We start from the raw sequence: 26283 nt of genomic DNA on the forward strand, positions 1-26283 counted from the left end.
ATTCTCCTGGCGCCGACCCTGGGGCAGGCGCACATTGTGCGACTACGGTTGGGTGATCAGTTCGACCGGGGTCTGGATGACGTTGTCGGCATCCACTTCAGGCTTTTCGCCCTTGAGCATCTTCAGCGCCGCCTCAATGCCGAACACCGCCTGCTTGGCGGCGTACTGATCGGCCGTGGCGAGTACGCGACCGTCCTTGAGCATCGGCTTGATCGCGTTGATGTTGTCGTAGCCGACCACCTGCACCTGGCCGGCCTTGCCCGCCGCCCGCACTGCCGACACCGCCCCCAGGGCCATGCTGTCGTTACCGGCCAGCAGCGCCTTGATATCCGGGTGCGCATTGAGCATCGAGGCGGCCACCGCGTTGCCCTTGGCAATTTCCCAGTCACCCGACTGCACCGAAACCACCTTCATCTGCGCCGCCTCCATTGCCTCCTTGAAGCCTGCGGTGCGCTGCTGGGCGTTGGTGGTGGTGGAAACGCCCTCGATGATGCCGACCTGGTCACCGGCCTTGAGTTTCTCCTTGGCCAGGTACTCTCCCACCAGGCGTGCGCCTTTGCGGTTATCGGGGCCTACGAAGGGCACACTGAGGTGTTTGCTCTTGAGCACCTCGGGGTCCAGACGGTTGTCGATGTTGATCACTGTGATGCCGGCATCCATGGCCTTTTTCACCACCGGCACCAGGGCCTTGGAGTCGGCGGGCGCAATGACCAGCGCATTGACTCCGGACACGATCATCTGCTCGACGATACGAATCTGGTTGCTTGAGTCAGTCTCGTCCTTGATGCCGTTGGAGATCAGCTCGAAGTCGGCGGCGTGGGCTTTCTGGTAGGCCTTGGCGCCGTCTTCCATGGTCAGGAAGAACTCGTTGGCGAGCGATTTCATCACCAGCGCAACCTTGGGTTTTTCATCGGCCAGGGCCTGAGACAACGGGGCAGCGAGGGAAAGGGTAGAAAGTACGGCGACAGCCAGCAGGCGCCCTGGGAACGGCAGCTTCATGGGTTTACTCCGGATCTTATGATTTTTATCGGGTCGCAAACGTTTGCGTTAGCTCACTATGGAAATGTAACCAAACTTTGTCAAATCCGCTGCCGGAGACCGTCTGGATAGCGCGCGTAGGAATTATCGTTCAAACAACCGTAAAACCGAACACTCCTTGCGGGCAATATTCGGAATTCCGAATACCCAGCGCTTTCAACAACCTCCGTGACGCAACATAAATTCCTTTAAAAACAATGTGTTACACATGAAAACAGACAAACGGTCGAGCTGGTACGCTTTCTGCTCCCTCCCAGGGGTTACACAGCTAACGCCACCAATAAGAGAGAACAACAATGAAAGCTGCGCTTACCTCCTTCGCTCCTGGGGCCCTGGCCCTTTTGCTGCTCCTGCCCACCACCGTTAACGCCAAGGAAGCCGAAAACCAGCAGAAGCTGGCCAACGTCGTGATCCTCGCCACCGGCGGCACCATTGCTGGTGCCGGCGCCAGTGCCGCCAACAGCGCGACCTACCAGGCCGCCAAGCTGGGCGTCGATAAACTGATTGCCGGCGTTCCGGAACTGGCCAACATTGCCAACGTGCGCGGCGAGCAAGTGATGCAGATCGCCTCCGAGAGCATCAGCAACGAAAACCTGCTGCAACTGGGCAAGCGCGTCGCCGAACTTGCCGACAGCAAGGACGTCGACGGCATCGTCATTACCCACGGCACCGACACCCTGGAAGAAACCGCCTACTTCCTCAACCTGGTAGAAAAGACCGACAAGCCGATCGTGGTGGTGGGCTCGATGCGTCCAGGTACCGCGATGTCGGCCGACGGCATGCTCAACCTGTACAACGCCGTGGCCGTTGCCAGTGACAAGCAATCGCGCGGCAAAGGCGTGCTGGTCACCATGAACGACGAGATCCAGTCCGGTCGTGACGTCAGCAAAACCGTCAACATCAAGACCGAAGCCTTCAAGAGCCCATGGGGCCCGCTGGGCATGGTGGTCGAAGGCAAATCCTACTGGTTCCGCCTGCCGGCCAAGCGCCACACCGTGGATTCGGAATTCGACATCAAGAAGATCAGCAGCCTGCCTGCCGTGGACATCGCCTACGGTTACGGCAACGTGACCGACACGGCCTACAAGGCGCTGGCCCAGAACGGCGCCAAGGCGATCATTCATGCCGGCACCGGCAACGGCTCGGTATCGTCGCGCGTAGTGCCTGCCCTGCAGGAGCTGCGCAAGGAAGGCGTGCAGATCATCCGCTCTTCCCACGTCAATGCCGGTGGCTTCGTGCTGCGCAACGCCGAGCAGCCTGACGACAAGAATGACTGGGTCGTGGCCCACGACCTGAACCCGCAAAAAGCCCGCATCCTGGCGATGGTCGCCCTGACCAAGACCCAGGACAGCAAAGAGCTGCAGCGAATCTTCTGGGAATACTGAGTGAATTGCGCTGGCTTACCGTGCCGGTAGGCCAGCGCCCCTCCCTGCCCTGGCAAAAGCCTTCAGCGAACCGCAGCAAAATCCGCGGTTCGCCTCCAATGCGTTCTTTCACTGACGAGCAGTTGCGAAAATTCCTACAGTAAAATACTGTATGCGCATACAGCTAAATAAGGAACGCTTCGTGGCCACCACCTCCGCACCTGCCAGCAGTTACGAACAACTGGGCATCCGCATCCAGAAAATCATCAACTCGCCCACTGCACAAAAAGCCCGGGCCGCCCTGATCTTCCGCCTGGAGCATGAGTCGCCCGATGACTGGGCTACGCTGCTCGAAGAAATCGCCGAAAACGACAACGTCACCCTCGCCTATCGCGACGACGGTGGCGTGCAGATTTTCTGGGTTGTGCCCAAGGAAGATTGATTGCGCATGAGAGTTTCGTTTTTTGCAGTCGCTTGCCTGCTGTTGAGTATCACCACCGCCCATGCCGACGCACCGCGCACCTTCAGCGAAGCCAAGAAGGTTGCCTGGCGCCTGTATGCGCCGCAGTCCACCGAGTTCTACTGCGGCTGCAAGTACAACGGCAACAAGGTCGACCTCGCAGCCTGCGGTTATGTACCCCGCAAGAACGCCAACCGCGCCTCTCGCATCGAGTGGGAGCACATCGTCCCCGCCTGGCAGATCGGCCACCAACGCCAATGCTGGCAGGACGGCGGGCGCAAGAACTGTGCGCGTAACGACAAGGTGTTCCAGCGCGCCGAAGCCGACCTGCACAACCTGGTGCCAAGCATCGGCGAGGTGAACGGGGATCGCAGCAACTTCAGCTTCGGCTGGCTGCCCGAGCAGCGCGGGCAATACGGTTCGTGCCTGACCCAGGTGGACTTCAAGGCCAAGAAGGTCATGCCACGCCCGTCGATTCGCGGGATGATCGCACGCACCTACTTTTATATGAGCAAGCAGTACAACCTGAAACTGTCCAAGCAGGACCGCCAGCTGTACGAGGCCTGGAACAGGACCTACCCGCCGCAAGCCTGGGAACGCCAGCGCAATCAGCGGGTAGCCTGTGTGATGGGCCGGGGGAATGACTTTGTCGGCCCGGTGAACCTCAGCGCGTGCGGCTGAGGTTCAGGCCAGTGCCTGCAGGTAAGCGCTGGCCTGCTGGTAACGGGCCAGGCGCGCCATGTCTTCAGGGCCGGGAATGGCGATACGCGACAGGTCACTGTTGTCGGCAAGGTCTGCCAGCTTGACCACCCGCGCCAGCGGGTCACCACCCAGGCGGATGACGAAGGCCTCGTAGCTTTCGTTATCGCGCCGACTCAGCGCCTGCACCGCCGCCAGGATCTTCAGAGCAAAACCTTCCCGGGCAAGGTCCGACAAGGTCATGGGTGAATCCTCGAGCACATCGTGCAACACCGCGACGATGCGCTGCTCTGCGGTCGACACCCTCAACATCACCCGCAATGGGTGCAGAATATATGCAGCGCCGCCCTTGTCGTGCTGCCCCTCGTGCGCCTTTGCCGCTACCGCAATGGCCCGTTCCAACGTCGACATAAGGCCCCTCCCGCTCAACGCCCGCGCCGCTTAAGGCGCGCCATGCTGTAGACATCGGTCAACACGCCGTCACGCAAAGCATAGTCAAGCAATTGTCCTTCGACATCAAAGCCATGGCGCTTGTACAAGGCCAGCGCCGGTTGATTGTCGGTGTACACCGTCAACTCCACGCGCTGCAACCCCATCCAGTTGTCGGCCACCTCAAGCACCGCCTGCAACAGCCGAGAACCTACGCCCTGCCCTTGCCAGGCGGGCGCCACAGCCATGCCGATGCCACCGCTGTGACCAAGGCGCACGCGCGCATACTGTTCCAGCGAGCAGTTGCCGATCACTTCACCTTCATGCAGGGCCACCAGCGGCACCAGGCGTTCGTTCTCTGTGCCCAGTCGCTTGCGCCAGATTTCAGCTGACGGGTAAGGCAATTGCAGTACCTGGCGAGTGACTTGCGGATGACTGTACAGCGCGACCAAGCCCTGAACATGCTGTTCGGTGGCGCGCTGCAGGGTAATGGCGGGGGATGCTTCCTTCATCACGGCTCTCCTTGCGTTGAGCCGTGAGTGTACGGGGCCGGGAAAGACGCTGGCTAGCGCGTCGCACCGTGCTGGATGATCACCGAGTCGGTACCCAGGCGCGTCATCACGTCGTCTTGCCGGGATTCGGCCTCGGCCTTGGTCGCGAACGGGCCGAGCAGCACCACCGGCTTGCCGTCACGGTAGGCGACTGAAGACGGGATCTGCTTCTCGATCAGGCGAGCGGTCATGTCGCTCAAGGCGCCCATGTTAGGGCCCTGGACGATCTCGACATCCCAGCCTTCAGGGGCTGGCTGGTCAGCCAGGGCGTCGGCACGGCGCTGCAGATCGGCACCGCCGCAGATTTCGCGAATGCGCAGATTGCTGCCCTTGTCGGCGAGAATAATCTCGTAGCCGTCGGTTTTCTTGATCGCCACATAGCTGCGGTACGGCAGGAACGTGCCGGTATCGTCTTTGGTACGAACCTGGCCACAGATGTCGCCCTGGGTGTCGGTCCGCACGTTGGCGAACTTGGCTGTCTTGGGGTTTGGCAGCTGTTCGGCAATCTGATTGTGTACGCCTTCGATTTCATTTTCACAGCCGGCCAGCGCCAGAACTGCCATTACCATCGCCACTTTGCGCACGCGTCTATCTCCTGAATTCAAGCGGCGGATTCTAGCATTTATGCTGTTTTCGTGTGGGCAGGAGCGCTGGCCGCGGCCGCCGGGTAGCGGCTGCAACATCCAGGAAACCGGAATGCAAAAAGGGCGATCCTTTCGGATCGCCCTTTCTGTCGAGATTTGGTAGGCACAATTGGACTCGAACCAACGACCCCCACCATGTCAAGGTGGTGCTCTAACCAACTGAGCTATGTGCCTGCTGTGGGGCGCATAATACGCAGGTATGTACCTGTCGTAAAGCGAAATTTCATAAAAAAATCAGCAGCTTTAGTCTTTCGGCCAAACCCGCCGAAAACAAAAAAGGCGACCCTTTCGGATCGCCTTTTTGGTACCGCCAGCAGGGGCGGATTTGATTTGGTAGGCACAATTGGACTCGAACCAACGACCCCCACCATGTCAAGGTGGTGCTCTAACCAACTGAGCTATGTGCCTGCTGTGGGGCGGCATTCTACGGAATCGGCTGACAGTGTCAACTCTTTTTTTCACGCTAAGCCACTGAATCTTAAAAATATTTATGAAAACCCCCAGTAAAGGATTTTCAACACACGACTAGCGGGTGTTTATTATTATTGATAGCATCGGTACAGTCGTAAAAAATATAAAACAGAGGTTTCGCAGCATGGCCAATACCCCCTACCCTCAGTCCTACTACGCCGCATCGGCCAATCCGGTACCGCCGCGCCCGGCGCTGCAGGAAGAGGTACAGACCGATGTCTGCGTGATCGGCGCCGGCTACACCGGTCTGTCCAGCGCTTTGTTCCTGCTGGAGAGTGGCTTCAGCGTGACCGTACTGGAAGCCGCCAAAGTCGGCTTCGGCGCCTCGGGCCGCAACGGTGGCCAGATCGTCAACAGTTATAGCCGTGACATCGACGTCATCGAGCGCACCGTCGGCCCCAAGCAGGCTCAACTGCTCGGCCAGATGGCCTTTGAAGGCGGTCGCATCATTCGTGAGCGCGTGGCCAAGTACAACATCCAGTGCGACCTTAAGGACGGCGGTGTCTTCGCAGCCCTGACCCCCAAGCAAATGGGCCACCTGGAGTCGCAGAAACGCCTGTGGGAACGCTTCGGCCACACCCAGCTGGAACTGATGGACCAGAAGCGCATCCGTGAAGTTGTCGATTGCGACCAGTACCTGGGCGGCATGCTCGACATGAGCGGCGGTCATATCCACCCGCTGAACCTGGCCCTGGGCGAAGCCGCCGCGGTCGAGTCGCTGGGCGGCAAGATCTACGAGCAATCCCCGGCCGTGCGCATCGAGCGTGGTGCCAACCCGGTGGTGCATACCCCGCAAGGTAAAGTGCGCGCCAAGTTCATCATCGTTGCCGGCAACGCCTACCTGGGCAACCTGGTGCCGGAACTGGCGGCCAAGTCCATGCCGTGCGGTACCCAGGTGATCACCACCGAGCCACTGGGCGAAGACCTCGCGCGCCAGCTGCTGCCACAGGACTACTGCGTCGAAGACTGCAACTACCTGCTCGACTACTACCGCCTGACTGGCGACAAGCGCCTGATCTTCGGCGGCGGCGTGGTGTACGGCGCACGTGATCCAGCCAATATCGAAGCGATCATTCGTCCGAAGATGCTCAAGGCCTTCCCGCAGCTCAAGGACGTGAAGATCGACTACGCCTGGACCGGCAACTTCCTGCTGACCCTGTCGCGCCTGCCGCAAGTGGGTCGCCTGGGCGACAACATCTACTACTCCCAGGGCTGCAGTGGCCACGGCGTCACCTACACCCACCTGGCGGGCAAGGTGCTGGCCGAAGCCCTGCGTGGCCAGGCCGAGCGTTTCGACGCCTTTGCCGAACTGCCGCACTACCCCTTCCCGGGCGGCCAGATGCTGCGCGTACCGTTCAGCGCCCTGGGCGCCTGGTACTACAGCCTGCGCGACCGCCTGGGCTTCTAAGCCAGCACCCGGCTTGCGCCGTCACTGCCCCAGGGCGCTGACGGCCTGCCGGGCCGCTTGTTCCTGGCCCGCCTGGGCCAGGTCATTGGCCGCTTTGAGCCAACGATTGCGATCGACCTGGGCCGGCAATTGGCCCGGCTGCTGCACCAGCACCGCCCAACTCCCCTCTTTACTCCACGCCGACGTGAAGTCGTCGAAGTCCATCAGCATGCGCCGGTGATTACCGGAGCGCAGCAGTACGCGCTGCTTGTAGCGGTCGTAACCGACCATCAAGGCATAGCGCGGCTGGGCCCAGAACGTCGAACCCTCGGAATAGCGCAGCAACACCGGATTGCCGGCCGACACCTGGGCCAGCAAAGCGTTGAGTTTCGGCTCAAGCGGATAAACCACCATGCCGTATTGACGGGCGACGTTCTGCATCGAGTCCTGCAGCTTGTCCACGCCCTGGGGCAGGCCCAATTGCTGTTCGAGCAAACCTGGCGTAATCCGCACCCCCTGCTGCGACAGCATGGCCGCCAGCGCCATGGGCGCGCTCTGGTTGGCATTGCCGCGGTAGAACGGCACCGAGCCGATTTCGACGCGCTGCGCCAAACCGTCCTTGATCGGGGCCGGCGGCTGACTGGCGCAGCCAACCAGCGCAACAGCCAGGGCACAGGCCGCCAACAGGCGACGCGGGGAAGTACAGGAGAAAGACAGTGGCAGCATGAACACTCGCTTGTGCTGATGCCCGGCAGACAGCGCCCGGCCCTGGGGTGCGATCATAGGCCGGCAAAGGGTGCGGGTATAGCCCGTCAGGGGCTTAGAACAAAGTAACCCAAGGGGCTAGACCATCGGTCAATGGCCTGAAACATGGCTTCGGCTAGACTACAGGGGTGTCCGCGTGGCTAGCAGCATGGGCTTGGCCAGGGACCTGAGGAGGCATACATGAGCCTGACGATGGCAATCCTGATGCTGGTCGGCGCCTGGTTGAGCGTCGCCGCTGCAATGCTATGGGGCGTCCTGCGGATTGCCCGCCGTCACCACCCCCACCATACCTTGCCGAAAAAGAGCAACGAGCCTGTACCCGCCCGGCGCAACCGCCGGCATGCCAACGCCCACTGATACCTGAAAAAACCCGAGGGAGCCGGCAATGCCGGCTCCCTCGGGTTTGGCTTATCAGCCCTCCGCTGCCTCACGCTTCAACCGCGCCCGGCGCGACATGATGTTCAGCACTTCGATCAGCGTCGAGAACGCCATCGCCGCATACACATAGCCTTTCGGTACGTGGGCGCCGAAGCCTTCGGCGATCAGGGTCATGCCGATCATGATCAGGAAGCCCAGGGCCAGCATCACCACGGTCGGGTTATCGTTGATGAACTTGGCCAGCGGGTCGGCCGCCACCAGCATCACGATAACGGCGCTGATCACAGCGATGATCATGATCGGCAGGTGCTCGGTCATGCCCACGGCGGTAATGATGCTGTCGATCGAGAAGACGATGTCCAGGATCAGGATCTGCCCGATAGCAGCGGCAAAGCCCAGCGTGATGGTCGAGGACGCCTTGGCTTCAGCCTGAGCGCGCGGATCGACGCTCTCGTGGATTTCCTTGGTCGCCTTCCACAGCAGGAACAGGCCACCGGCGATCAGGATCATGTCCTTCCAAGAGAAGGTATGGCCGAACACATCGACCACAGGTTCGGTCAGCTGGACGATCCAGGCCACGGTACTCAGCAGGCCCAGGCGCATGATCAACGCCATGCTGATACCGATGCGACGCGCCTTGGAGCGAAACTCCTCCGGCAGCTTGTTGGTCAGGATAGAGATGAAAATCAGGTTATCGATGCCCAGCACGATCTCCATGGCCACCAGGGTGGCCAGGGCTACCCAGGCGGTCGGGCTTGCAGCGAGTTCCAACAAGTATTCCATGAATCAATCCTGAATCGAGGTAAGGGGTGGGTCAGATTTCTTGAGCGCTGTCATCGCGCTCGGATTTTTCAGCCTTGTCGCCGCCCTGGGAGCCGGTGGCTTCGCTCAGCGCCTGCTGGGCTGCATCGTTGGTTTTATCGATGGCCTCCTTGGCCGACTCCGCTGCCTGGTTGAGCATCTGCTGGGCGGACTTTTCCGCCTGCTCGCAACCGCTCATGGCCAAGAGGGCCAGCAGCAACACCAGGGGTGTACCGATGGATTTGAAGTGAAGCATCTTTGGATCTCCGTGCAAATGAATCAGCGCCCAATCAGCGGCACCGTGATGGCTGGGGATTCTAAATATCTTGATACATCAGGAAAATTCGTATTTTCAGCAGTTATACTTCGATTTTTACGAATCCGGACTCGGCATGCTCAACTATCGACAGCTGCACTACTTCTGGGTAGTCGCCCGCACCGGCAGCATCGTGCGCGCCGGCGAGCAACTGAACCTGACGCCCCAGACCATCAGCGGGCAAATCAGCCTGCTGGAGCAAACCTACGGCATCGAGCTGTTCCGCCGGGTCGGCCGGCAACTGGAACTGACCGAAAGCGGCCGCCAGGCCCTGACCTACGCCGAGCAGATGTTCCAGATTGGCGGGGAGCTTGAAGCCATGTTGCGGGCCCGCCCGGATGAGCAGCAGATTCTGTTCCGGGTCGGGGTGGCCGATGTGGTGCCCAAGTCCATCGTCTACCGCCTGCTGGCACCGACCATGGACATGGAAGATGCCCTGCGCCTGAGCTGTCGCGAAGACAAACTCGAACGCCTGCTGGCGGACCTGGCGATCCAGCGCCTGGACCTGGTGATTTCCGACAGCCCCATGCCCAGCCACCTGGACATCAAGGGCTACAGCCAGAAGCTGGGCGAATGCGGCATCAGCTTTTTTGCCACCCCGAGCCTGGCCGCCAGCCTCGGCCAGGGCTTCCCGGGTTGCCTGCAGAACGCACCGCTACTGATTCCCGGCCAGGAAACCGTGGTGCGCAGCCGCCTGCTGCGCTGGTTCGCCGAACAACAGCTGCAGCCCAGAATCGTCGGCGAATTCGACGACAGCGCCTTGATGCAGGCCTTCGGCCAATCCGGCAGCGGCATTTTCATCGGCCCCAGCGTGATTGCCGATGAGGTGTGCAAACAGTACGGCGTCGAACTGATCGGCCAGACCGACGCGGTGATCGAGTCGTTCTACGCCATCTCGGTGGAGCGCAAGGTCAAGCACCCGGGCATCATCGCCATCACCGAAGGCGCCCGGCGCCAGCTGTTCAATTGGTAACGCGCACCCGCGCCAGGCCCAACGCCAGCAGCACCGACAAGCCGATCAACAACGCGGCGGCATAACCCAGGCTGGCCAGGCCCAGGCTGTCGATCACCCGACCGCCAATCACGGCGCCCAGGCCAATGCCAAGGTTGGCCCCGGCGATGTTCAGCGAAGCGGCAAAGGCCGGAGCCTGCGGCGCGGCCTTGATCACCCGCACATGGCTGACCAGAAACAACGTCGCCTGCGCCGCGCCCCAAAGCGCCAGAGCCACGATCAGGCCGTAGGTGGAATGGATGCTCGGCACCAGGGCAATCAAACCCACAAGCATCACCGCGCAAAAGCTTGCCGACGCCAGCAAAGGATGGCGATCCACTGCCCGGCCGCCCAGGCTGTTGCCAATCAGGCCCACGGCACCGAAGCCCATCAAATACCAACCGACCCGCGCCCCGTCGAAGCCCGCCAGGCGTTCAAGCATGTCGGCCAGGTAGGTGTAGGCGGTGAACATGCCGCTGAACACCAGCACCGAGAGCAGCACATGCCCCTGCAGCAGACCACTGCGCAGCAAGCCGAACTGCCCGCGCAACGAGGTGACCTGGTTATGCCGTGGCGTGCGCGGCAAATAGAGGTGCAGCAACAGCGCCTTGGCCAGGGCCAGTACCGCCAGCAGGGCAAATGCCGCGCGCCAGCCCAGGGCGTCGCCCACCAGGGTGCCGACCGGAATACCGAACACCGTGGCGCACACGACGCCAAAGCTGATTTTCGCGATGGCCCGGCCGGCATAGGCCGGGCCGACAATATCCACCGCCGTTTCACTGGCCAGCGACCAGAACACCGGCAAGCCCAGCGCTGGCAGCAACCGGGCCAGGCCCATCACATAGATGTTGGGAGCCAGTGCCGCCAACGCATTGCATCCGGCAAACAACAGCAAAATGCCCACGAGCAGGCGCTTGCGCTCAAGGCGCGCGCACCAGGCCGTGAGAAACGGCCCGAAGCAGGCCACGGTGAAGGCAAACAGCGTGACCAGCAGCCCGGCCTGGGGAATGCTCACGGCCAGGTCGCGCGCAATGCCGGGCAACAGGCCGACAATCACGAACTCGGTGGTCAACACGGTGAAGCCTGCGGCAGCCAGCAATAGGATCGGCAGTAACATCTACACTCCAGAAGTTCTAAACATCCACGGCCCGCAGCCGTTTCAAGGGGGCGCGCATACTACACCCGCCACGCGACCGTCTGACACAGGGCCGTCACCAAAAGTGGCTGCTGTGCTAAAGTCGCGCCCCTTTCACGGCCCTGAACGCTTGGCGCCCCGTTATTTCGGCGTCGCGACGGGCTTGCAGCCCTCTTACAAGACCGAGAAACACCCGACATGACACCCGTTCTAAAGTTGTTGAACCGTACCAGTCTGGTGGTACAGATCATGATCGGCCTGGTGGCCGGTATCGCCCTGGCCCTGATGGCCCCCGACGTCGCCCTGAGCCTGGGTTTCATCGGCAAGGTATTCGTGTCTGCCCTCAAGGCCGTTGCACCGATCCTGGTGTTCATTCTGGTCATGGCCTCCATCGCCAACCATAAGCACGGCACCGAAACCCACATTCGACCGATCCTCGTGCTGTACCTGTTCGGCACGTTCGCGGCGGCCGTGGTTGCCGTGATCGCCAGCATGGCCTTTCCGTCGAACCTGGCGCTGAGCACCTCGGACGTTGCGCTCAGCGCCCCCGGCGGCATCACCGAAGTGCTGCAAAGCCTGCTGCTGAGCGTGGTCGACAACCCGGTCAGCGCCCTGATGAATGCCAACTTCATCGGCATCCTGGCCTGGGCCATCGGCCTGGGTGTGGCCATTCGTCATGCCGGGCCAACCACCCGCACCGTGGTCGAAGACCTCTCCAACGGCGTCACCCTGATCGTGCGCGTGGTCATCCGCTTCGCGCCGCTGGGCATTTTCGGCCTGGTGGCCTCGACCCTCGCCCAGTCGGGCCTGGACGCCCTGCTCGGCTACCTGCACCTGCTGGCCGTGCTGATCGGCTGCATGCTGTTCGTGGCGCTGGTGGTCAACCCGCTGATCGTGTTCTGGAAGATTCGCCGCAACCCTTACCCGCTGGTGCTCCTGTGCCTGCGTGAAAGCGGCATCACCGCCTTCTTTACCCGTAGCTCGGCGGCCAACATTCCGGTCAACATGGCCTTGAGCGAAAAACTCGGCCTGCACGAAGACACCTACTCGGTGTCGATCCCGCTGGGTGCCACCATCAACATGGCCGGCGCAGCCATCACCATCACCGTCCTGACCCTGGCCGCGGTACACACCCTCGGCATTGCCGTCGACATCCCTACCGCCATCCTCCTCAGCGTCGTGGCCGCCGTGTGTGCCTGTGGCGCTTCGGGCGTTGCCGGGGGTTCGCTGCTGCTGATCCCGCTGGCCTGCAGCCTGTTCGGCATTCCCAGTGAGATCGCCATGCAGGTGGTGGCTGTAGGCTTCATCATCGGCGTGCTGCAGGACTCGGCAGAAACCGCACTCAACTCCTCCACCGACGTGCTGTTCACCGCCGCGGCCTGCATGGCCCAAGAGCGCCAGGCAGCCTGAGCCTGACCCGCAGCCGGTGCGTCCTGCACCGGCTGCTTGTGTTTTACCCTGTCGCGCACCTAGGCTAGAGGCCTTACTTCGCAAAGAGACAGGGTCATGTCCGACGAAAACGAATCCCCTTCCGAAGCCCGCTTCAACAGCACCGAGATCCGCGTCCTCGGCTCGCTGATCGAAAAACAGGCCACCAGCCCCGAAACCTACCCCCTGACCTTGAACGCCCTGGTGCTGGCCTGCAATCAGAAGACCAGCCGCGAGCCCGTGATGAACCTGAGCCAGGGCCAGGTCGGCCAGGCCCTGCGCGCCCTTGAAGGCCAGGGGCTGACCCGCTTGCAGATGGGCAGCCGTGCCGACCGCTGGGAGCACCGCGTAGACAAGGCCCTGGAGCTGGTGCCTGCCCAGGTCACCCTGCTGGGCCTGATGTTTTTGCGCGGCCCGCAAACGGTGAACGAACTGCTGAGCCGCAGCAGTCGCATGCATGAGTTCGAGGACGCCGAGCAAGTCGTGCACCAGCTCGAGCGCCTGATCGCCCGCGGCTTTGCCTTGCACCTGCCGCGCCAGGCCGGGCAGCGGGAAGATCGCTACACCCACGCCCTGGGTGATCCGGCCGAGATCGAAGCGATTCTGGCGGCGCGCCAGCAAGGGCCGGAGCGCAGTGGCGGTGCCGTGTCACTGGAGCGTATCGAGGCCCTGGAAGCGCGCATTGCCGCACTTGAAGAACGCCTGGCCCAGCTGGAATAAACCGCTGCTTTTACCTGTGGGCGCCGGCTTGCCGGCGCCCACAGCGGTTCACCCCTTCGCCCTCACTCTCGGGCAAATGCCACCGCCAACTGCACCTGCTCCGGCGTCGGCCGAACCCCGGTGTACAACACAAACTGCTCCAGCGCCTGCAAGGCAATCACTTCAAGCCCGGTGATCACCGCCTTTCCCTGCCGCTCGGCCTCGATGATCAACGGCGTACGCGCCGGCATCGCCACCACATCGAACACCAGCTGCGCCGCCGCAATCGCCTCCAGGCCGAACGCCAGATGCTCGGCTTCCACCCCGCCGGCCATGCCAATCGGCGTGACATTCACCAGCATCGGCGGGCACAGGTCACCCAGGTCGGCCTGCCAGCGATAACCACAGCTGTCTGCCAACTGCCGTCCCGCCTGCTCGTTGCGGGCGACGATGGTGCCCCGGGTAAAACCGGCATCACGCAGCGCGCTGGCCACCGCCTTGGCCATGCCGCCACTGCCGCGCAAGGCAAACGCCGTGGACGGATCGACCCGATGCAGTTCAAGCAATTGGCGTACGGCCAGGTAGTCGGTGTTGTAGGCCTTGAGCCTTCCGCCGTCGTTGACCAGGGTGTTGATCGAGTCGATCGCCGCAGCCGAGGGGTCGATCTCATCGACCAGGGCCATGCAGGCTTCCTTGTACGGCATCGACACGCCGCAACCACGAATCCCCAGGGCCCGAATGCCATTCACCGCCGCCGGCAGGTCCTGGGTGGTCATGGCCTTGTAGTAGAAGTCCAGGCCCAGTTGCTCATACAGGTGATTGTGAAAACGCACCCCGAAGCGACCGGGGCGACCGGCCAGGGAGATGCACAATACGGTGTCTTTACCGGGCACGTGGGCCATTTGAAGCTCCTTTGCGATCGAGTCGGCATTATGCACAGCGCAGGCGTCTACCGTTGATCGGCGCTTACAAAACCTTTACTCAGACGCCCTGTGCAACGCTCGGTTCCCGCAGTCTTATAGAGGTATCCCCAGGTGGGGTTGCTCTGTGAGGAATTCGCGATGAACCGTCATCTGCCGTCAATCGCCCTGCTGGTCGGCGCCCTAGCCGCCAGCGCACAGGTCGCCGCCCATGGCGGGGGTGGCGGTGGAGGTCATGGCTGGTACGGCCCAGCCCCGGTGATTGGCGCGGCAGTGATCGGCGCCGTGGTCGGTTCGGCGCTCTATGGCGGGCGCGACCGTACGGTGTACGTTGAGCGCCAGCCGGTCTACTACGGTCCACCACCGGTGTATTACCAGGTGCCCCCGCCGGTGTACTACCAGCCATACCCGGTGGTCGAGCGTTATGCGCCACCGCCTCCACCCTACTATCGCGAGCGCTACTACGGCCCGCCGCCGGTCTATTACGGACCACCGCGCTGGTGAGGCCGGGTCGATGACAGTGATGAACACTATCGAGCCGGTTGATTTCAACCGGCCCGCTTCACGACGTAAGGTAGGCCCATGAATCGCAGGAGAACACCCATGGCCCCTATCAGCATCATGTCCGTCATCGGCAGCGCCGTCCCCGCCTCGCTCAGAGAGCTGGGCCTGCTGGCCTGCTGGTACCTGGTCCGCGAAGGTGAGCCGGTGTCCGGCCCGCTGACCTCACTGACCGATGCCCAGGCCCTGGCCAGTCGCCTGCAGTACCCCGGCATGCGTGCCTGAGGCTCGACCGCTTTTATCGTGCGTTGCTCCGCACAGCCCCTTGCCCCGCCTATTGGCGGGGCTTTTTATGCACGCGACCATGGCTCCGGTGATCACGTCGGCTGGATGCGCCGTATCAACGCCGCCGTGCTGCGCGGCCAACCTACGCGGCCGAACCAGGCACCGCCGGCGATGGTGGACGCGATGACAACGCCGTACGCCACCAGTGCCAGGCCCTGCGCCACGAACACATGGACCAGGTCGCCACCCCAGCGCAATGCCAGCCAGCCACCCAGGCCAGCCACCGCCAGGCGTGCGAGGTTGCCCATCACCGGCCAGAACAGTCGCCCCGTGCCTTGGGAGGCGAAGTACAGCACCTGGCCAGCGCCAAAGAAGCCGTACAACGGCGCAACCACCTGCAAGTATTGGGTGCCGGCCTCGAGCATGGCGGGCTCGCTGCCGAACAGCATCAGCCAGGATCGTGGGAACATCGCCGCTGCCAGACCGATCGCTTCGGTGATCGCGAAAACCATCGCTGCACCCACCCACGCGGCCTTGAGGGCGCGCTCGCGATTGCCAGCCCCAATGCAGGTACCGACGATGGCCAGCAGGGGTGCGCCAAAGCCAAATGCCAGCGGCACCAGCAGGTACTCAAGCCGCGCGGCGGTACCGTAGCCCGCAATCGCATCGGGCCCAAACTGCCCCGACAGCGCCGTCGCTATACCGATCGACAGGTTAGCGGCCACCGTCGCAATCGCACCGACCAGGCCAATGCGCAGGATGTCGCGAAACAGCGGCCAGCACAGGCGTACGCCCATCAGCTTCGGCTTGAGCAGGCTCTGCGGCGAACGCAGGTACATCCAGAGCGCCAGCGCGCCACCGAGGTAGTAGAGAAGTAGCGCGGCGGCACCGCCGGCGATCCCCATGCCGGGAATCGGCCCCCAGCCGAAGATCAGCAAAGGTGACAGCGGGATAAGGACGACGGCACCAGCGACCGTCACGTTGGCGGGCACGGCCATGTTGCCGGTGGCCCGGATTACCGCAGCCAGCGCGTTGAACAGCCACACCAGCACGGAACCGGCAAATACCCAGTGCGAATAGACCAGCGCCGCCTCAAGCGACGGTCCGGTTCCCCCCATCAGCGTGTACAACCACCGCCCTCCGAGCAGGAGGGCCACGGTGAATGCAAGACCGAACCCCAGTGCGATGAGCATGGAGTGGAGTACCAGGGCATTGGCATCTTCCCGGCGTTGCGCGCCGAGTGCCCGGGCAATCGAGGAAGCAATACCGCCGCCTATCGCACCCGCAGAGCTCATCTGCATCAACATGACAATTGGAAACACCAGCGCCATCGCCGCCAGGGCGTCGCCTCCCAGTTTCCCGACGAAAAAGGTTTCGATCAGGCCGACGGAGGCCTGGACAATCATTACCACCACGTTGGGTGCCGCCAGACGCAGGACAGTCGGCACGAGGGGAGCTTCTAACAGGAGACGTGTACGCGAGTCGATGGCAGTCATGATTAGCCCTTGTGAGTTTTATTGTTTGGCTTGACCTCCATTGGATCGCTAGCAATTTAATGAGAGAAGTGAATTCTTTAAATTCCAACTATTCATAGTGTGCATAAAGCGATGTCACTGGTACCCGAACCAAGACTGCCGCCCCGGCCCACTACCTTCGCGCCAAAAACGACTACTCTCCACACCCTTGACCCAGCAAATCATCATTGCTGGGCTATCGTCGAAAGGGTTGCCGGCGGATTGTCGGACCTGTCCAAGTTCCTCCGCATACGGCAAAGAACAAAAGGAGTCAGGACGCAGTAATAAAAGTCGCGCTTCGCGACCCACTGGTATAGGAGCAAGTCAGATGACGTGCGTACGCAAGTGGCTACCCAAAGTCGCCTTGATGGCGACCTCACTCATGGTTTTATCGGCAACCGCCACAGCTGCAGACAAGCCAAACATATTGGTGATCTTCGGCGACGATATCGGCCAGACCAACATCAGCGCCTATGCCGATGGTGTCGTGGGGTACCAGACCCCCAATATCGATCGAATTGCCAAAGAAGGCATGATGTTCACCGATTACTACGCGGAGAACAGTTGCACGGCGGGCCGGTCGACGTTTGTCACGGGGCAGTCACCCCTGCGTACAGGCCTTTCCAAGGTGGGCATGCCAGGTGCACCGGTCGGGCTGCAGGCAAGGGATGTGACAATCGCCCAGGCGCTCAAAGCCCACGGCTACGCTACCGGTCAGTTCGGCAAGAACCACTTGGGCGACAAGGACGAATACCTCCCTACCAACCACGGTTTCGATGAGTTTTTCGGCAACCTTTATCACCTCAACGCCGAAGAGGAACCCGAGCGTCCGTACTGGCCAAAAGATAACGCTGCATTTATCAAAGCGGCCTCGCCTCGCGGAGTTATCCATAGTTACGCCGACGGCAAGATCGAAGACACCGGTGCGCTGAACAGCAAACGCATGGAAACCATCGATGACGAGACCACCCAGGCCGCCATCAACTTCATCGAGAAACAAGCCAAAGCTGACAAACCGTTCTTTGTCTGGATGAACACCACGCGCATGCATGCCTTCACACATGTACGCGACTCCATGAAAGGCCAAAGCGGCATGGCGGGCAATGACTATGCCGACGGCATGCTGGAACACGATGGCGACGTCGGCAAGTTGCTCAAGAGCATCGATGACCTCAAGCTCGCCGACAACACCATCATTGTTTACACCACTGACAACGGCCCCAACCAATGGTCCTGGCCGGATGCTGCAACCACACCATTCCGCAACGAGAAAAACTCGAACTGGGAAGGGGCTTACCGTGTTCCAGCAATGGTCCGCTGGCCCGGGAAAATCAAACCCGGCGTCGTATCCACCCAAATGTTCTCCGGCCTCGATTGGTTCCCCACACTGCTGGCTGCAGCAGGCGATACCGATATCAAGGATCGCCTGCTCAAAGGGACTGACGTCGGCGGGAGTAACTTCAAGGTGCACTTGGACGGTTTCAACCAGCTGGACTACCTGACCGGCAAAGCGGATAAAAGCGCACGTAACGAGTTCTTCTACTTCAGCGACGATGGCGACCTGGTAGGCATGCGTTACGACAATTGGAAGATTGTTTATTGTGAACAGCGTGCACCCGGTGGTTTGAAGGTGTGGAGCGAACCGTTCACCTGCCTGCGCGTACCCAAGCTGTTCAACTTGCGCATGGACCCGTACGAGCGTGCCGACGTGGTGTCCGACCAATATTATGATTGGCTGACAAAGAACGACTACCTGCTGTTTGAAGGCACCCAGAAAGCCGCAGCCTTCCTGGAGACATTTGTCGAGTATCCACCGAGCCAACGCCCTGCGAGCTTCAGCATCGACCAGATTCGCGCCGACGTGGACAAGCGAATTGAAGCGAAAATGAATCAACAGAAGAAGTGAGTAATGCGAATCCAGCGTCCGCCCATGGGCGGACGCTTTTCTCATCGCACTATCAGCAACCGCCCGGTGGGTAGCACAGTTTCAGCCACCACGGCATGCGAGCCTGGCGCAGGATCTCAGGCAACGTTGCGACGCCGGACACGCCGAAGTACCCCAAAGACGATATTGGGCAACATCATGATCGCGAACATGCCCCAAAACCCGACCTTGCCGGCGCCATGAAGGTAGCCACCCAGGGCGATGAAAACCACCGTGAGCAAGAACTGAAACGATACGAATTTCTCCAGGCCTCTCACCCTAACTCCTTAGATTCATTAATAAACACCTCACGAGTCTACAGCCTGCAGCGCGGGCATGGTGCGCCATTGCAATGACGAAACAAGCACTGGCCAGCCTGACAAATAACGGACAGGATTAAATCTTTTTCATATTTGCCCCAGCAGATACGGCGCAATCGACAGCAACTCGGCCATACTCCAGAGATGTTTTTCGCGTTTTGGCGAGTGATCCAGAGTGGCGAAGCCAAGTAAAAACGGGGGTTTCGCCACTCTGCCCTACATACAAAAACACACCAAAACATAGCTGTTGGTACAAAAAGTTGTATGGCCCTCCTCCGGCGTTCTGCCGACCTCAATTCCAACCTCAATTGATCACAGACTTACCAACGGTCATTCCGTCGTACTCACGCTCGCACTGCTGCCCGGCGATGCGGGCACGGTCATAAGCTTCCGCCGGCGCTCCCGCTCGTTCGTCAGACCGTGCGAGCAGGTCGGAGAGCACCATGGCGGCGCGGGTGGCTGCCTGGCCACTGGCGACGGCGGCGGCAGCGAGTTGGGCGGCCTCACTGCGCAACCGCTGGCCAACAGCATCGGCGCCAGCATCAGCCATCGTTCTTTCTTCATGCCCTTTTACCCTCGCCTCTTGCTGCGCATCTGCGCTACGGTGTTCTTGCTGGCGCGCCGACCGTTCGCCAATTACTTCAGCCAGTAGGTCACCGCTGTCACGCTTCGCAGATGCCTGGTCGGCCTTGGCAAGCTCCACTGAGCGCCCGTGCTCGTAGGCCACCCAGTGGGAAACTAGCAGCACCAGCCCTGCAGCAGCGCCAGCCCACGGGCTCATGAAGGCAGGGCCCGCCGCACACCCTTGCCGATCACTTCGGCCTTGTAGGGGTTGCTGCCGTTCTCATGGACGATGATGCCGAGCACGGCTTCGCGCAGCACCTGAGGCTTGGAGATGTCGATGGAGTCGCAGACGCCCACGCCGAGTCGCTTGGCAATGGCCTTAACATAGGCCAGGGTGTTGTTCTCGCTGGACGGTGCCCAGCGACTGATGAACTCCAACGGGGTATCGATACCGGGCCGCCCGACGCCGGGCATACCGTCCTTGCCTCGGTAGTTGAGCAGCAGCTTGCCGAGTGCTCGGATGCCGTTTTCAGCCTGGTCGAACCGAGCAAAGCGCGGGTTTAAATCAATGTTGCCTAGGTTGTGGTTGCGGATGCCGCGAGGTGTGGTCATGGTTTACTCCAGTCGAAAAAAATCCCGCAAAGATGCGGGGCTAGGTAGAATCCGAGGCATGGCTGCGGATGCCAGCCTTGGGAATGATTAACTGGTGCTTTAAGGAGCTATTTTGAACAAGCACGAAGTTGCAGCTGCAGAACTTAACGAGGCGTATAAATCGGTCCGAGCCGAGCTTTCGTCCAATGGCTACGAATCCGAAAAATTCTCTACCGACGCTGGGCTAGCCGATTTCTTGTCCTCCTTGGAGCAGGAAGCAAACCGCACAGCAAGCCTGGCTCGGCGACTGAGCCTTAAAATTCAAGCCGCAATGGAAAAAGAAGAGCTGACCGGCCCGCGCGCATAAAGCCAATCGAGCCAGCCAATCTCGAACCGCATACAACTCCTGATTTAAAAAGAATACAGAACGATGACCGCCATAGAAGAAATTGATATTTCACTATCCCCAAGATTCATTGGATGGCATGGCTCAAAAAGCAACCCTCAGCGAAATAGAGCCATTCCTAAAAAGATATGGACCTACTGGAACTCTGAGGAGGCGCCTAAAACTGTCAGGGCGTGCATGAAGTCATGGAAGGACAAAAACCCAGACTATGAGATAACCCAGCTAAATCCGAACAATCTGCAAGCGTACCTAAGAGAAGTACCTGAGCAATTCTATAGTGACACTCCCCAGAGGCAAGCTGACTGGGTTAGGCTAGCTGTTCTCAGGGAGCATGGTGGAGTATGGCTTGACTCCACCACAGTCACGTTTGAGCGGCTTGACTTCCTTCACCAGATCCAGCGAGTGCACGGAAGTGAGCTAATCGCGTTCTTCAACAAACAGCACACCAGCAACCCTCTATATCCGATAATTGAAAATTGGTTCATTGCGGCGCCCGAGAAAAGCAAGTTTATCAGCGATTGGTATGACGAATTTGGAAAATCAATCGCAAATGGCGCTGGAAAATACATTGAGCAGCTCGGAAAAGAGTTCAACATCCACGAACTAGCTCAAAACCTTAAAAAGCACAATTATTTCTCGATGCACATTGCAGCCCAAGCATTAATGAATCGAGAGAACAACTATTCATTATCACTGATGCCAGCTGACAGCGATGCCTTTAAGATTGCCCGTCATTTTTCATGGAGCCTTGAAAAGATCGCTGATGCAATGTGCAAGGCTGACAATCTGAATGTACCTTGCAACCTTTTCAAAATGACCGGAAAGGTTTGGGACCCAATCAATCAGATGCTCACCAGCGGTGACTATCTGCCATCCTCCATCATGGGAAAGCTTTACGATTCAACTTTTTAAGATGAATGTAGTTGGGCGACTACGATTCGCCCACCCCCTCCCCTTCATGTTATACCGAAATCCCGAGCCGCTGCATGCGACGCCGGATTGCGCCGGCAACCTGGTCGATCTCGGAATCCGTGAGATAGCTGGAGTAGATCGCCGCAGCAGAGATATCCGACTCGCCGTTGTAATCAAAGGTACCACTGCCAATCCTGAGCATTTTGTCACACAGAATCCGCTTGGTGACATCCGGCTTGGCTGGACTTTAAGGTCATCCCCTTCGAGGGTTTGGGCGAGCAAGTGATCCGCCTGCGCGTATCCGTCATCACTGGCGGCGCGCAACCAGTGCTGAAGCTGCGCTGGATCGGTGAGGAAGCACAGCGCGAAGCCATTGCCCAGGAGTTCAAGGCTGTTCTCGACACCAAGGCCGGTACCGCCGCGAAGTTGTCCCTGGGCACCTTTGACCCTAAGTAACCTCCGAGGACGACGCATGAAACCTGAAATGGTGAAACTGGAGCACAACGGCCTCAAGTTCAAAATTTCTCGACCAGTCCTGGCTGAGCTCGCGATTGCCAGCGTGTTTGCCCAGGCGCTACCGCCTGCGGCCAATGTTCAGCCGATCACCCCGACCGACATCCCTGCTGTCGGACAGCCATGGCCGGGCCAGGGCGGCATCAACGGTGGCCTGGTAGCTGCTTGAGGCGAAGTTCCAGAGCACTACCTGATCATTGCTTCCAAGGACATCGGCGACCATGCCTGGAGCGGCCACCGGGAAGAGTCGAGGGCGACCAGCAAGACCGATGGCATGGCAAACAGCGCAATCCTGCTGGAGGAAGGCAGCCACCCTGCAGCCAGCGCTGCGAGCAAGCACACCGCCGACAACCACAACGACTTCTACCTGCCGGCCGCAGCCGAGCTCTATCACTGCTGGGTTAACTGCCCGGAGGTGTTCGCTCAGGACCGCTACTACTGGTCGAGCTCGCAGCGCTCCACCCACCTCGCATTCTTCATGCACTTCGGTGGTTGCAATCAGGGCATCAGCGGCAAGGGCAGCGAGCTCCTCGTCCGCCCCGTCCGCAGGTTGTTCATTTAATCCTTCATTCCTTCAATACCAGGGCGCAACAGCGCCTTTTTTGTTGCCTTCAGAAAGGAGCAGCACATGAGCGCAGTAGAGAAAGTGGCACCTGCAGTACATCTTCCCGAGATCGGCCAGGCCTTCGGCGGTGGCTTTTTCTCCGGTATCACCGTCGAGAACGGCCAGCGCTTCGCCAACATCACTGCCGGTGCAGAGCATGAGCTTGTCGGCGAATGGGGTGAGTACGGCGTCAAGATCGACGGCGCCGACAGCTTCACCGATAGCCGCGCCAAGACCGAGGTAATGGCCAAGGCCAGCGGCGAACTGGCACAGCAGGTCCTGGCTCTGGATATCGGCGGCTTTACCGACTGGGCGATCCCGGCGCGCGATGTGCAGGAGCTGCAGTACCGCCACTTCAAACCAACCAGCCGCGAGAACTACTGCTGGAACCACGACGGTGACAACCCCAACAGCCTGCCGGTGGGCCTGCTGCACACCAAGGAGTCGCCAACCAAGACCCAGGTGCCAGGTTTCGCAGATGGTGAGCCGGAGGCCTTCAAGGCTGACTGGTACTGGTCATCTTCGCAGCGCTCCGCCTACAACGCTTTCAGCATGGACTTCGTTGATGGCTATCAGAGCAACGACGGCAAGCTCAGCGAGCTCCGCGTCCGCCCCGTCCGCAGGTCGCTTATTGATTAATTCGCTCATTCAATCCGGCCGCTTGCGGCCGGTTGCTCAAGGAGGAGCGCCGCAATGGCAATGCACACCGATCTGTCGATCTACAAGTCATCGCTTGGCCTGCTGTAAATGGCCACCAACCTGACCCGGAACATCCCTCGCGACCTCAAGCAGTCACTGGGCAAGCGCGTGATTGATGAGTGCATCGACGTGCTGATGCTGATTGCCCGGGCCAACGCATCGCAGGACAAGCGCCCGCATCTGACAAAGCTGGTTGAAAAGGTACAGGTGATCGAGTTCCTGATGCGGCTGTTCAAGGAAAGCCGGTTCATCAGCGTGCCACAGCACGCCAAAACGATGGAGGTCACCACCTTGATCGGTAAACAGGCCAACGCCTGGAAACGCTCCACCCCAACCGCGCCCGCTACCTGAGAGTCACGGCTTTCAGGTCTGTGCGAATTGAACCTGGTCGTGCCGCTGACCTCTGGTCACCGCCATGCGCACCCTGGATACCGCCGGTCTAAAGCGTCCGTGTAGGTCCAGCGCAGTTTGCCCGCTGAGGATTCGGCAGGCCAACGTAGATAGCACGACAGGTCGCAGCGCTCCGCCAACAACGCATTCAACATGAACTTCGATGATGGCAATCAGAACAACAACGACAAGAACGACGAGCTCCGCGTCCGCCCCGTCCGCAGCTTCAACGCCCTACCCGTTCAGCGATTTGGTTCAGGCCTATTACGACTGCCGTCGCTCGAAGCGCAACAGCGCCAGCGCGCTGGCTTTCGAGATGAACCTGGAGCTGAACCTGACAGCGCTTCACCGCGACCTGGTGACCGGCCAATACCGGCCAGGCCGCTCTATCTGTTTCGTGGACACCCGGCCCAAGCCCCGCGAGGTGTGGGCCGCCGACTTCCGCGACCGCATCGTGCACCACCTGCTGTACAACCACATTGGCCCAGGCATCGAGCGCAGCTTCATAGCGGACAGCTGCGCCTGTATCCGAGAGCGCGGCACGCTATACGCCGCCCGGCGCCTTGAGGCGAAGATCCGCAGCCAGACGCAGAACTGGTCGAAGCCAGCCTTCTACCTGAAGTGCGACCTGGCCAACTTCTTCGTGGCCATCGACAAGCGTGTGCTGGCCGGACAACTGTCGGCCAGGATCGCTGAGCCCTGGTGGCGTGCCCAAGCCCTGCAGGTGCTGATGCACGACCCGCGCGAGAACTACCAAGTCCGCAGCCCGGCGTACCTGTTCAACCGGGTACCGAAGCACAAGCGCCTGACCGCGCAGCCTGCACACCTGGGCCTGCCGATCGGCAATCTGTCGTCGCAGTTCTTCGCCAACATCTACCTCGACGCCTTGGATCAGTTCTGCAAGCACCGGCTGGGCGCGCGGCATTACGTGCGATATGTCGACGACTTCGTGCTGCTGCATGAATCCCCCCAGCAACTGAACGCCTGGAAGGCCGAGATCGAAGCGTTCCTGCCGAAACTGGGCGCCAGGTTGAACCCATCGAAGACCATCCTGCAGCCGATTGACCGAGGCGTGGACTTCGTTGGGCATGTGATCAAGCCCTGGCGACGTACAACCCGCAAGCGATCCGTGGCGCAGGCCATTAAGCGCACCGCAGCGGTACCAGCCGAGCAGTTACGCGAGACCGCCAACAGCTACTTCGGCCTGCTCACTCAGGCCAGTCACAGCCAGAAGGACCGCGCCGACCTGGCCAACCTGGTGCTTAGGCGCGGGCACGTCGTCAACGGCGAGCTGACCAAGACCTACCCGAAGCGATAGAAATCCAATCAACGAATCACGCAGTCCGGCGATGGCAGTGCTTGGAGCGGTTACCCCTTTCGCCGAACGTCTTCGATTGCAGCGTGGTTGCTGGTTACTGCCGTAAAGCTCCCTGTGAAACAGTGGCGCAGCTCTCTTGGCATCTCGAAGGAGAAATGCACAAGCCAAGATCCATCGCCCAGCTGAATGGTTTCCCGACGGTATCGCTCCACCTCAGCCACTTCGATTCCGACTTCAACTGCAACTTCTTGATTGGTTGGTTCGGTATCCATCGACTTCTCACCTCCGCTGAATTAAGTGACCTCTCGCAGATTTAGCGATAGCACATAGACATCACAACCACCAATTTTCACGCCACCCCGGCGAGGTATCCCCATGCCCCCAGATAACCAACTCGGCAGCATCGTTCAAATGGTCCCATGTGACGATGGCCTGCACCTGATCCAGCTTGATGAGAACTTGAGTCACTACGGGTGGGTATTCCGAAAGGTCGAGGGTGGCGAGCCCTTCTCAGTGCGCAAAGCGACTGAGCACGAAATGGCGCACGCCAAAGCTCGTCAGCATCTGCGAGCAGGCGCTGCGCAAATAGCAGCCCAATACAATCCCAGCCACCCAGCACCAAAGCGACGGCTTCAGCGCCGGTGACATGGCCGACCAAGGTGCCAAGGCGTCCCGGGATGGGCAGCGGGCTCTGGTGCTGCCAGATCGCGAGCTGTACACCAAGTACCTGCCTGGCGCGATCCCGAAAAATGCGGCTGAAGTGAACAGCTACAAGGAAGGCTGGAACTCCTGTCTCGAGGAAGTCAGCCGCCTGAACGAAGCAGCTACTACCCCAGAGTAACCAAGGAGTACATTTGCACTCCAACCCTCTCCCCACTATCGAAGAGCTACTCGGTCAGGCCTCACTAGGGGTGCGCCGCTTGACTTGAGGGACATTTGAGGTGGCGAGCTTTCGGGCCAGCGCTACACCCCAACCCAGCGCCCTGGTCATCGACTCACCAGGCCTGGAGTTGTAAGCCTCTACATGCAAGGCCATTCCTGATGGCCCATAAACGCCGATGAACATTTGCGTGTTCCCAGTGCGTGATAGGCACACTTGTACGTCGATCATTGTTCCATCGTCGAGCGTTTCATCATGGAACCTGTACTGGGTCAGCCCACAGCCAAAAAGCTTCGCCTCGTATTCTCATGTCACCCATACGACTTTAGTCTTATATGTGTAAAAGCCACCATAGACAAAGCCAAGTGACAAGCAGCACCTCGCGA

33 protein-coding genes, 2 tRNA genes and 2 pseudogenes are annotated in these 26283 nt (G+C 60.3%); 20 read left to right on the forward strand and 17 right to left on the reverse strand.

Translation table 11 applies throughout. The features are described 5' to 3' along the window. Positions 1–42: 42 nt before the first annotated feature. Entirely contained in the window at positions 43–999 is a 957-nt protein-coding gene (locus U9R80_RS17730; protein ID WP_301841923.1) for a sugar ABC transporter substrate-binding protein, read from the reverse strand. A gap of 335 nt (positions 1000–1334) precedes the next feature. Here U9R80_RS17730 and U9R80_RS17735 point away from each other — a divergent pair, with 335 nt between their 5' ends. From U9R80_RS17735 to U9R80_RS17745, 3 genes are all read left to right on the forward strand, one after another. Further along, positions 1335–2423: an asparaginase gene (locus U9R80_RS17735; protein WP_301841924.1), complete on the forward strand. Its 1089-nt coding sequence runs from the start codon at positions 1335–1337 to the stop codon at positions 2421–2423. Between the two features lie 151 nt (positions 2424–2574). Beyond that, on the forward strand, positions 2575–2844 hold the full coding sequence (locus U9R80_RS17740) for a DUF1654 domain-containing protein (protein ID WP_045184252.1): 270 nt from the start codon (positions 2575–2577) through the stop codon (positions 2842–2844). Between the two features lie 6 nt (positions 2845–2850). After that, positions 2851–3543, forward strand: a complete 693-nt coding sequence (locus U9R80_RS17745) for an endonuclease I family protein (protein WP_301841925.1) — start codon at positions 2851–2853, stop codon at positions 3541–3543. Positions 3544–3546: 3 nt separating this feature from the next. Here the strand turns inward: U9R80_RS17745 and U9R80_RS17750 are convergent, their stop codons facing one another. The 5 genes from U9R80_RS17750 to U9R80_RS17770 form a co-directional block, all read right to left on the reverse strand. Continuing rightward, entirely contained in the window at positions 3547–3972 is a 426-nt protein-coding gene (locus tag U9R80_RS17750; RefSeq protein ID WP_301841926.1) for a GTP pyrophosphokinase, read from the reverse strand. 14 nt (positions 3973–3986) lie between these two features. After that, positions 3987–4502, reverse strand: a complete 516-nt coding sequence (locus U9R80_RS17755; protein WP_301841927.1) for a GNAT family N-acetyltransferase — start codon at positions 4500–4502, stop codon at positions 3987–3989. Between the two features lie 53 nt (positions 4503–4555). Continuing rightward, a complete protein-coding gene (locus tag U9R80_RS17760; RefSeq protein ID WP_301841928.1) occupies positions 4556–5125 on the reverse strand; it encodes an SPOR domain-containing protein in 570 nt (189 codons plus the stop codon). 157 nt (positions 5126–5282) lie between these two features. Next, positions 5283–5359 (reverse strand) — tRNA-Val (locus U9R80_RS17765). A 157-nt stretch (positions 5360–5516) separates the two neighbouring features. Beyond that, a tRNA-Val gene (locus tag U9R80_RS17770) sits at positions 5517–5593 on the reverse strand. Between the two features lie 187 nt (positions 5594–5780). Between U9R80_RS17770 and U9R80_RS17775 the strand changes: the two genes are divergently transcribed. After that, positions 5781–7064 carry an NAD(P)/FAD-dependent oxidoreductase gene (locus U9R80_RS17775; RefSeq protein ID WP_301841929.1) on the forward strand — a complete coding sequence of 428 codons (1284 nt, stop codon included), beginning with the start codon at positions 5781–5783 and terminating at the stop codon, positions 7062–7064. 21 nt (positions 7065–7085) lie between these two features. Here U9R80_RS17775 and U9R80_RS17780 read toward each other — a convergent pair whose 3' ends face one another. Further along, on the reverse strand, positions 7086–7826 hold the full coding sequence (locus U9R80_RS17780; protein WP_301841930.1) for a PA2778 family cysteine peptidase: 741 nt from the start codon (positions 7824–7826) through the stop codon (positions 7086–7088). 162 nt (positions 7827–7988) lie between these two features. Between U9R80_RS17780 and U9R80_RS17785 the strand changes: the two genes are divergently transcribed. Then, positions 7989–8165, forward strand: a complete 177-nt coding sequence (locus tag U9R80_RS17785; RefSeq protein WP_301841931.1) for a hypothetical protein — start codon at positions 7989–7991, stop codon at positions 8163–8165. A 54-nt stretch (positions 8166–8219) separates the two neighbouring features. On the opposite strand, the gene U9R80_RS17790 is transcribed toward U9R80_RS17785, so the two are convergent. Beyond that, positions 8220–8969, reverse strand: coding sequence for a TerC family protein (locus tag U9R80_RS17790; RefSeq protein ID WP_301841932.1), 750 nt, complete (start codon positions 8967–8969; stop codon positions 8220–8222). Positions 8970–9000: 31 nt separating this feature from the next. Beyond that, the gene (locus U9R80_RS17795) at positions 9001–9243 is read right to left on the reverse strand and encodes a hypothetical protein (RefSeq protein WP_274113589.1); all 243 of its coding nucleotides are present in this window, start codon (positions 9241–9243) and stop codon (positions 9001–9003) included. Positions 9244–9379: 136 nt separating this feature from the next. On the opposite strand from U9R80_RS17795, the gene nhaR reads away from it, so the two are divergent. Further along, positions 9380–10276, forward strand: coding sequence for a transcriptional activator NhaR (nhaR, locus tag U9R80_RS17800; RefSeq protein ID WP_301841933.1), 897 nt, complete (start codon positions 9380–9382; stop codon positions 10274–10276). Here the strand turns inward: nhaR and U9R80_RS17805 are convergent. Beyond that, on the reverse strand, positions 10266–11411 hold the full coding sequence (locus U9R80_RS17805) for an MFS transporter (RefSeq protein ID WP_301841934.1): 1146 nt from the start codon (positions 11409–11411) through the stop codon (positions 10266–10268). The genes nhaR and U9R80_RS17805 overlap by 11 nt on opposite strands. A gap of 216 nt (positions 11412–11627) precedes the next feature. Here U9R80_RS17805 and sstT point away from each other — a divergent pair, with 216 nt between their 5' ends. Next, complete coding sequence (gene sstT, locus U9R80_RS17810; protein ID WP_301841935.1) at positions 11628–12839, forward strand: serine/threonine transporter SstT; 1212 nt, start codon at positions 11628–11630, stop codon at positions 12837–12839. Between the two features lie 96 nt (positions 12840–12935). Beyond that, complete coding sequence (locus U9R80_RS17815; RefSeq protein WP_301841937.1) at positions 12936–13577, forward strand: YceH family protein; 642 nt, start codon at positions 12936–12938, stop codon at positions 13575–13577. Positions 13578–13639: 62 nt separating this feature from the next. On the opposite strand, the gene U9R80_RS17820 is transcribed toward U9R80_RS17815, so the two are convergent. After that, on the reverse strand, positions 13640–14458 hold the full coding sequence (locus tag U9R80_RS17820; protein WP_301841938.1) for a shikimate 5-dehydrogenase: 819 nt from the start codon (positions 14456–14458) through the stop codon (positions 13640–13642). 159 nt (positions 14459–14617) lie between these two features. Between U9R80_RS17820 and U9R80_RS17825 the strand changes: the two genes are divergently transcribed. Together U9R80_RS17825 and U9R80_RS17830 are read left to right on the forward strand one after the other, a co-directional pair. Next, positions 14618–14980 (forward strand): hypothetical protein, encoded by a 363-nt coding sequence (locus U9R80_RS17825; protein WP_301841939.1) that lies wholly within the window; start codon positions 14618–14620, stop codon positions 14978–14980. A 99-nt stretch (positions 14981–15079) separates the two neighbouring features. Further along, the gene (locus U9R80_RS17830) at positions 15080–15262 is read left to right on the forward strand and encodes a hypothetical protein (protein WP_301841940.1); all 183 of its coding nucleotides are present in this window, start codon (positions 15080–15082) and stop codon (positions 15260–15262) included. 92 nt (positions 15263–15354) lie between these two features. Here U9R80_RS17830 and U9R80_RS17835 read toward each other — a convergent pair whose 3' ends face one another. Then, positions 15355–16710 carry an MATE family efflux transporter gene (locus U9R80_RS17835; protein ID WP_301841941.1) on the reverse strand — a complete coding sequence of 452 codons (1356 nt, stop codon included), beginning with the start codon at positions 16708–16710 and terminating at the stop codon, positions 15355–15357. 394 nt (positions 16711–17104) lie between these two features. Here U9R80_RS17835 and U9R80_RS17840 point away from each other — a divergent pair, with 394 nt between their 5' ends. After that, positions 17105–18682 carry an arylsulfatase gene (locus U9R80_RS17840; protein ID WP_301841943.1) on the forward strand — a complete coding sequence of 526 codons (1578 nt, stop codon included), beginning with the start codon at positions 17105–17107 and terminating at the stop codon, positions 18680–18682. Between the two features lie 116 nt (positions 18683–18798). Here the strand turns inward: U9R80_RS17840 and U9R80_RS17845 are convergent, their stop codons facing one another. The 3 genes from U9R80_RS17845 to U9R80_RS17855 all read right to left on the reverse strand — a co-directional run bounded on the left by U9R80_RS17845 (position 18799) and on the right by U9R80_RS17855 (position 20196). Then, a complete protein-coding gene (locus U9R80_RS17845; RefSeq protein WP_301841945.1) occupies positions 18799–18978 on the reverse strand; it encodes a hypothetical protein in 180 nt (59 codons plus the stop codon). 346 nt (positions 18979–19324) lie between these two features. Further along, positions 19325–19801 (reverse strand): DUF2514 domain-containing protein, encoded by a 477-nt coding sequence (locus tag U9R80_RS17850; RefSeq protein WP_301841947.1) that lies wholly within the window; start codon positions 19799–19801, stop codon positions 19325–19327. Continuing rightward, complete coding sequence (locus tag U9R80_RS17855) at positions 19798–20196, reverse strand: structural protein P5 (RefSeq protein ID WP_301841950.1); 399 nt, start codon at positions 20194–20196, stop codon at positions 19798–19800. The genes U9R80_RS17850 and U9R80_RS17855 overlap by 4 nt, the downstream gene beginning before the upstream one ends. A gap of 112 nt (positions 20197–20308) precedes the next feature. Here U9R80_RS17855 and U9R80_RS17860 point away from each other — a divergent pair, with 112 nt between their 5' ends. The 8 genes and pseudogenes from U9R80_RS17860 to U9R80_RS17895 all read left to right on the forward strand — a co-directional run bounded on the left by U9R80_RS17860 (position 20309) and on the right by U9R80_RS17895 (position 25017). Then, positions 20309–20542: a hypothetical protein gene (locus tag U9R80_RS17860; RefSeq protein ID WP_301841952.1), complete on the forward strand. Its 234-nt coding sequence runs from the start codon at positions 20309–20311 to the stop codon at positions 20540–20542. 63 nt (positions 20543–20605) lie between these two features. Beyond that, a complete protein-coding gene (locus U9R80_RS17865; RefSeq protein ID WP_301841955.1) occupies positions 20606–21493 on the forward strand; it encodes a glycosyltransferase family 32 protein in 888 nt (295 codons plus the stop codon). Positions 21494–21724: 231 nt separating this feature from the next. Then, a pseudogene (locus U9R80_RS17870) lies at positions 21725–21949 on the forward strand (DUF2303 family protein); the annotation flags it as partial. A gap of 16 nt (positions 21950–21965) precedes the next feature. Next, positions 21966–22175 (forward strand): hypothetical protein, encoded by a 210-nt coding sequence (locus U9R80_RS17875; protein ID WP_324803447.1) that lies wholly within the window; start codon positions 21966–21968, stop codon positions 22173–22175. Between the two features lie 105 nt (positions 22176–22280). Next, the gene (locus U9R80_RS17880; protein ID WP_324803449.1) at positions 22281–22568 is read left to right on the forward strand and encodes a hypothetical protein; all 288 of its coding nucleotides are present in this window, start codon (positions 22281–22283) and stop codon (positions 22566–22568) included. 66 nt (positions 22569–22634) lie between these two features. Next, positions 22635–23249 (forward strand): DUF1566 domain-containing protein, encoded by a 615-nt coding sequence (locus U9R80_RS17885; protein ID WP_301841957.1) that lies wholly within the window; start codon positions 22635–22637, stop codon positions 23247–23249. 108 nt (positions 23250–23357) lie between these two features. Then, positions 23358–23660 carry a four helix bundle protein gene (locus tag U9R80_RS17890; protein ID WP_301841959.1) on the forward strand — a complete coding sequence of 101 codons (303 nt, stop codon included), beginning with the start codon at positions 23358–23360 and terminating at the stop codon, positions 23658–23660. A gap of 202 nt (positions 23661–23862) precedes the next feature. Then, a complete protein-coding gene (locus tag U9R80_RS17895; protein WP_301841961.1) occupies positions 23863–25017 on the forward strand; it encodes an RNA-directed DNA polymerase in 1155 nt (384 codons plus the stop codon). A 50-nt stretch (positions 25018–25067) separates the two neighbouring features. On the opposite strand, the gene U9R80_RS17900 is transcribed toward U9R80_RS17895, so the two are convergent. Beyond that, positions 25068–25289: a hypothetical protein gene (locus U9R80_RS17900; RefSeq protein WP_301841963.1), complete on the reverse strand. Its 222-nt coding sequence runs from the start codon at positions 25287–25289 to the stop codon at positions 25068–25070. Between the two features lie 374 nt (positions 25290–25663). On the opposite strand from U9R80_RS17900, the gene U9R80_RS17905 reads away from it, so the two are divergent. Continuing rightward, a complete protein-coding gene (locus U9R80_RS17905; RefSeq protein ID WP_301841965.1) occupies positions 25664–25858 on the forward strand; it encodes a hypothetical protein in 195 nt (64 codons plus the stop codon). Between the two features lie 54 nt (positions 25859–25912). Here the strand turns inward: U9R80_RS17905 and U9R80_RS17910 are convergent. Further along, a pseudogene (locus U9R80_RS17910) lies at positions 25913–26207 on the reverse strand (hypothetical protein). Positions 26208–26283 lie beyond the last annotated feature (76 nt).

This window comes from Pseudomonas sp. JQ170C, assembly GCF_035581345.1.
Classification (GTDB): Bacteria; Pseudomonadota; Gammaproteobacteria; order Pseudomonadales; family Pseudomonadaceae; genus Aquipseudomonas.

Bases quoted from the DNA above. Each gene is read 5' to 3' on its own strand.
- U9R80_RS17885 (WP_301841957.1), top strand. From the start codon at position 22,635: ATGAGCGCAGTAGAGAAAGTGGCACCTGCAGTACATCTTCCCGAGATC.
- U9R80_RS17735 (WP_301841924.1), top strand. From the start codon at position 1,335: ATGAAAGCTGCGCTTACCTCCTTCGCTCCTGGGGCCCTGGCCCTTTTG.
- sstT (WP_301841935.1), top strand. From the start codon at position 11,628: ATGACACCCGTTCTAAAGTTGTTGAACCGTACCAGTCTGGTGGTACAG.
- U9R80_RS17740 (WP_045184252.1), top strand. From the start codon at position 2,575: ATGCGCATACAGCTAAATAAGGAACGCTTCGTGGCCACCACCTCCGCA.
- U9R80_RS17830 (WP_301841940.1), top strand. From the start codon at position 15,080: ATGGCCCCTATCAGCATCATGTCCGTCATCGGCAGCGCCGTCCCCGCC.
- U9R80_RS17840 (WP_301841943.1), top strand. From the start codon at position 17,105: ATGACGTGCGTACGCAAGTGGCTACCCAAAGTCGCCTTGATGGCGACC.
- U9R80_RS17775 (WP_301841929.1), top strand. From the start codon at position 5,781: ATGGCCAATACCCCCTACCCTCAGTCCTACTACGCCGCATCGGCCAAT.
- U9R80_RS17780 (WP_301841930.1), bottom strand. From the start codon at position 7,826: ATGATCGCACCCCAGGGCCGGGCGCTGTCTGCCGGGCATCAGCACAAG.
- U9R80_RS17875 (WP_324803447.1), top strand. From the start codon at position 21,966: ATGAAACCTGAAATGGTGAAACTGGAGCACAACGGCCTCAAGTTCAAA.
- U9R80_RS17895 (WP_301841961.1), top strand. From the start codon at position 23,863: ATGATGGCAATCAGAACAACAACGACAAGAACGACGAGCTCCGCGTCC.
- U9R80_RS17850 (WP_301841947.1), bottom strand. From the start codon at position 19,801: ATGAGCCCGTGGGCTGGCGCTGCTGCAGGGCTGGTGCTGCTAGTTTCC.
- U9R80_RS17805 (WP_301841934.1), bottom strand. From the start codon at position 11,411: ATGTTACTGCCGATCCTATTGCTGGCTGCCGCAGGCTTCACCGTGTTG.
- U9R80_RS17825 (WP_301841939.1), top strand. From the start codon at position 14,618: ATGAACCGTCATCTGCCGTCAATCGCCCTGCTGGTCGGCGCCCTAGCC.
- U9R80_RS17815 (WP_301841937.1), top strand. From the start codon at position 12,936: ATGTCCGACGAAAACGAATCCCCTTCCGAAGCCCGCTTCAACAGCACC.
- U9R80_RS17755 (WP_301841927.1), bottom strand. From the start codon at position 4,502: ATGAAGGAAGCATCCCCCGCCATTACCCTGCAGCGCGCCACCGAACAG.
- U9R80_RS17795 (WP_274113589.1), bottom strand. From the start codon at position 9,243: ATGCTTCACTTCAAATCCATCGGTACACCCCTGGTGTTGCTGCTGGCC.
- U9R80_RS17750 (WP_301841926.1), bottom strand. From the start codon at position 3,972: ATGTCGACGTTGGAACGGGCCATTGCGGTAGCGGCAAAGGCGCACGAG.
- U9R80_RS17745 (WP_301841925.1), top strand. From the start codon at position 2,851: ATGAGAGTTTCGTTTTTTGCAGTCGCTTGCCTGCTGTTGAGTATCACC.
- U9R80_RS17855 (WP_301841950.1), bottom strand. From the start codon at position 20,196: ATGACCACACCTCGCGGCATCCGCAACCACAACCTAGGCAACATTGAT.
- U9R80_RS17790 (WP_301841932.1), bottom strand. From the start codon at position 8,969: ATGGAATACTTGTTGGAACTCGCTGCAAGCCCGACCGCCTGGGTAGCC.
- U9R80_RS17905 (WP_301841965.1), top strand. From the start codon at position 25,664: ATGGCCGACCAAGGTGCCAAGGCGTCCCGGGATGGGCAGCGGGCTCTG.
- nhaR (WP_301841933.1), top strand. From the start codon at position 9,380: ATGCTCAACTATCGACAGCTGCACTACTTCTGGGTAGTCGCCCGCACC.
- U9R80_RS17890 (WP_301841959.1), top strand. From the start codon at position 23,358: ATGGCCACCAACCTGACCCGGAACATCCCTCGCGACCTCAAGCAGTCA.
- U9R80_RS17900 (WP_301841963.1), bottom strand. From the start codon at position 25,289: ATGGATACCGAACCAACCAATCAAGAAGTTGCAGTTGAAGTCGGAATC.
- U9R80_RS17865 (WP_301841955.1), top strand. From the start codon at position 20,606: ATGACCGCCATAGAAGAAATTGATATTTCACTATCCCCAAGATTCATT.
- U9R80_RS17820 (WP_301841938.1), bottom strand. From the start codon at position 14,458: ATGGCCCACGTGCCCGGTAAAGACACCGTATTGTGCATCTCCCTGGCC.
- U9R80_RS17880 (WP_324803449.1), top strand. From the start codon at position 22,281: ATGGCAAACAGCGCAATCCTGCTGGAGGAAGGCAGCCACCCTGCAGCC.
- U9R80_RS17730 (WP_301841923.1), bottom strand. From the start codon at position 999: ATGAAGCTGCCGTTCCCAGGGCGCCTGCTGGCTGTCGCCGTACTTTCT.
- U9R80_RS17785 (WP_301841931.1), top strand. From the start codon at position 7,989: ATGAGCCTGACGATGGCAATCCTGATGCTGGTCGGCGCCTGGTTGAGC.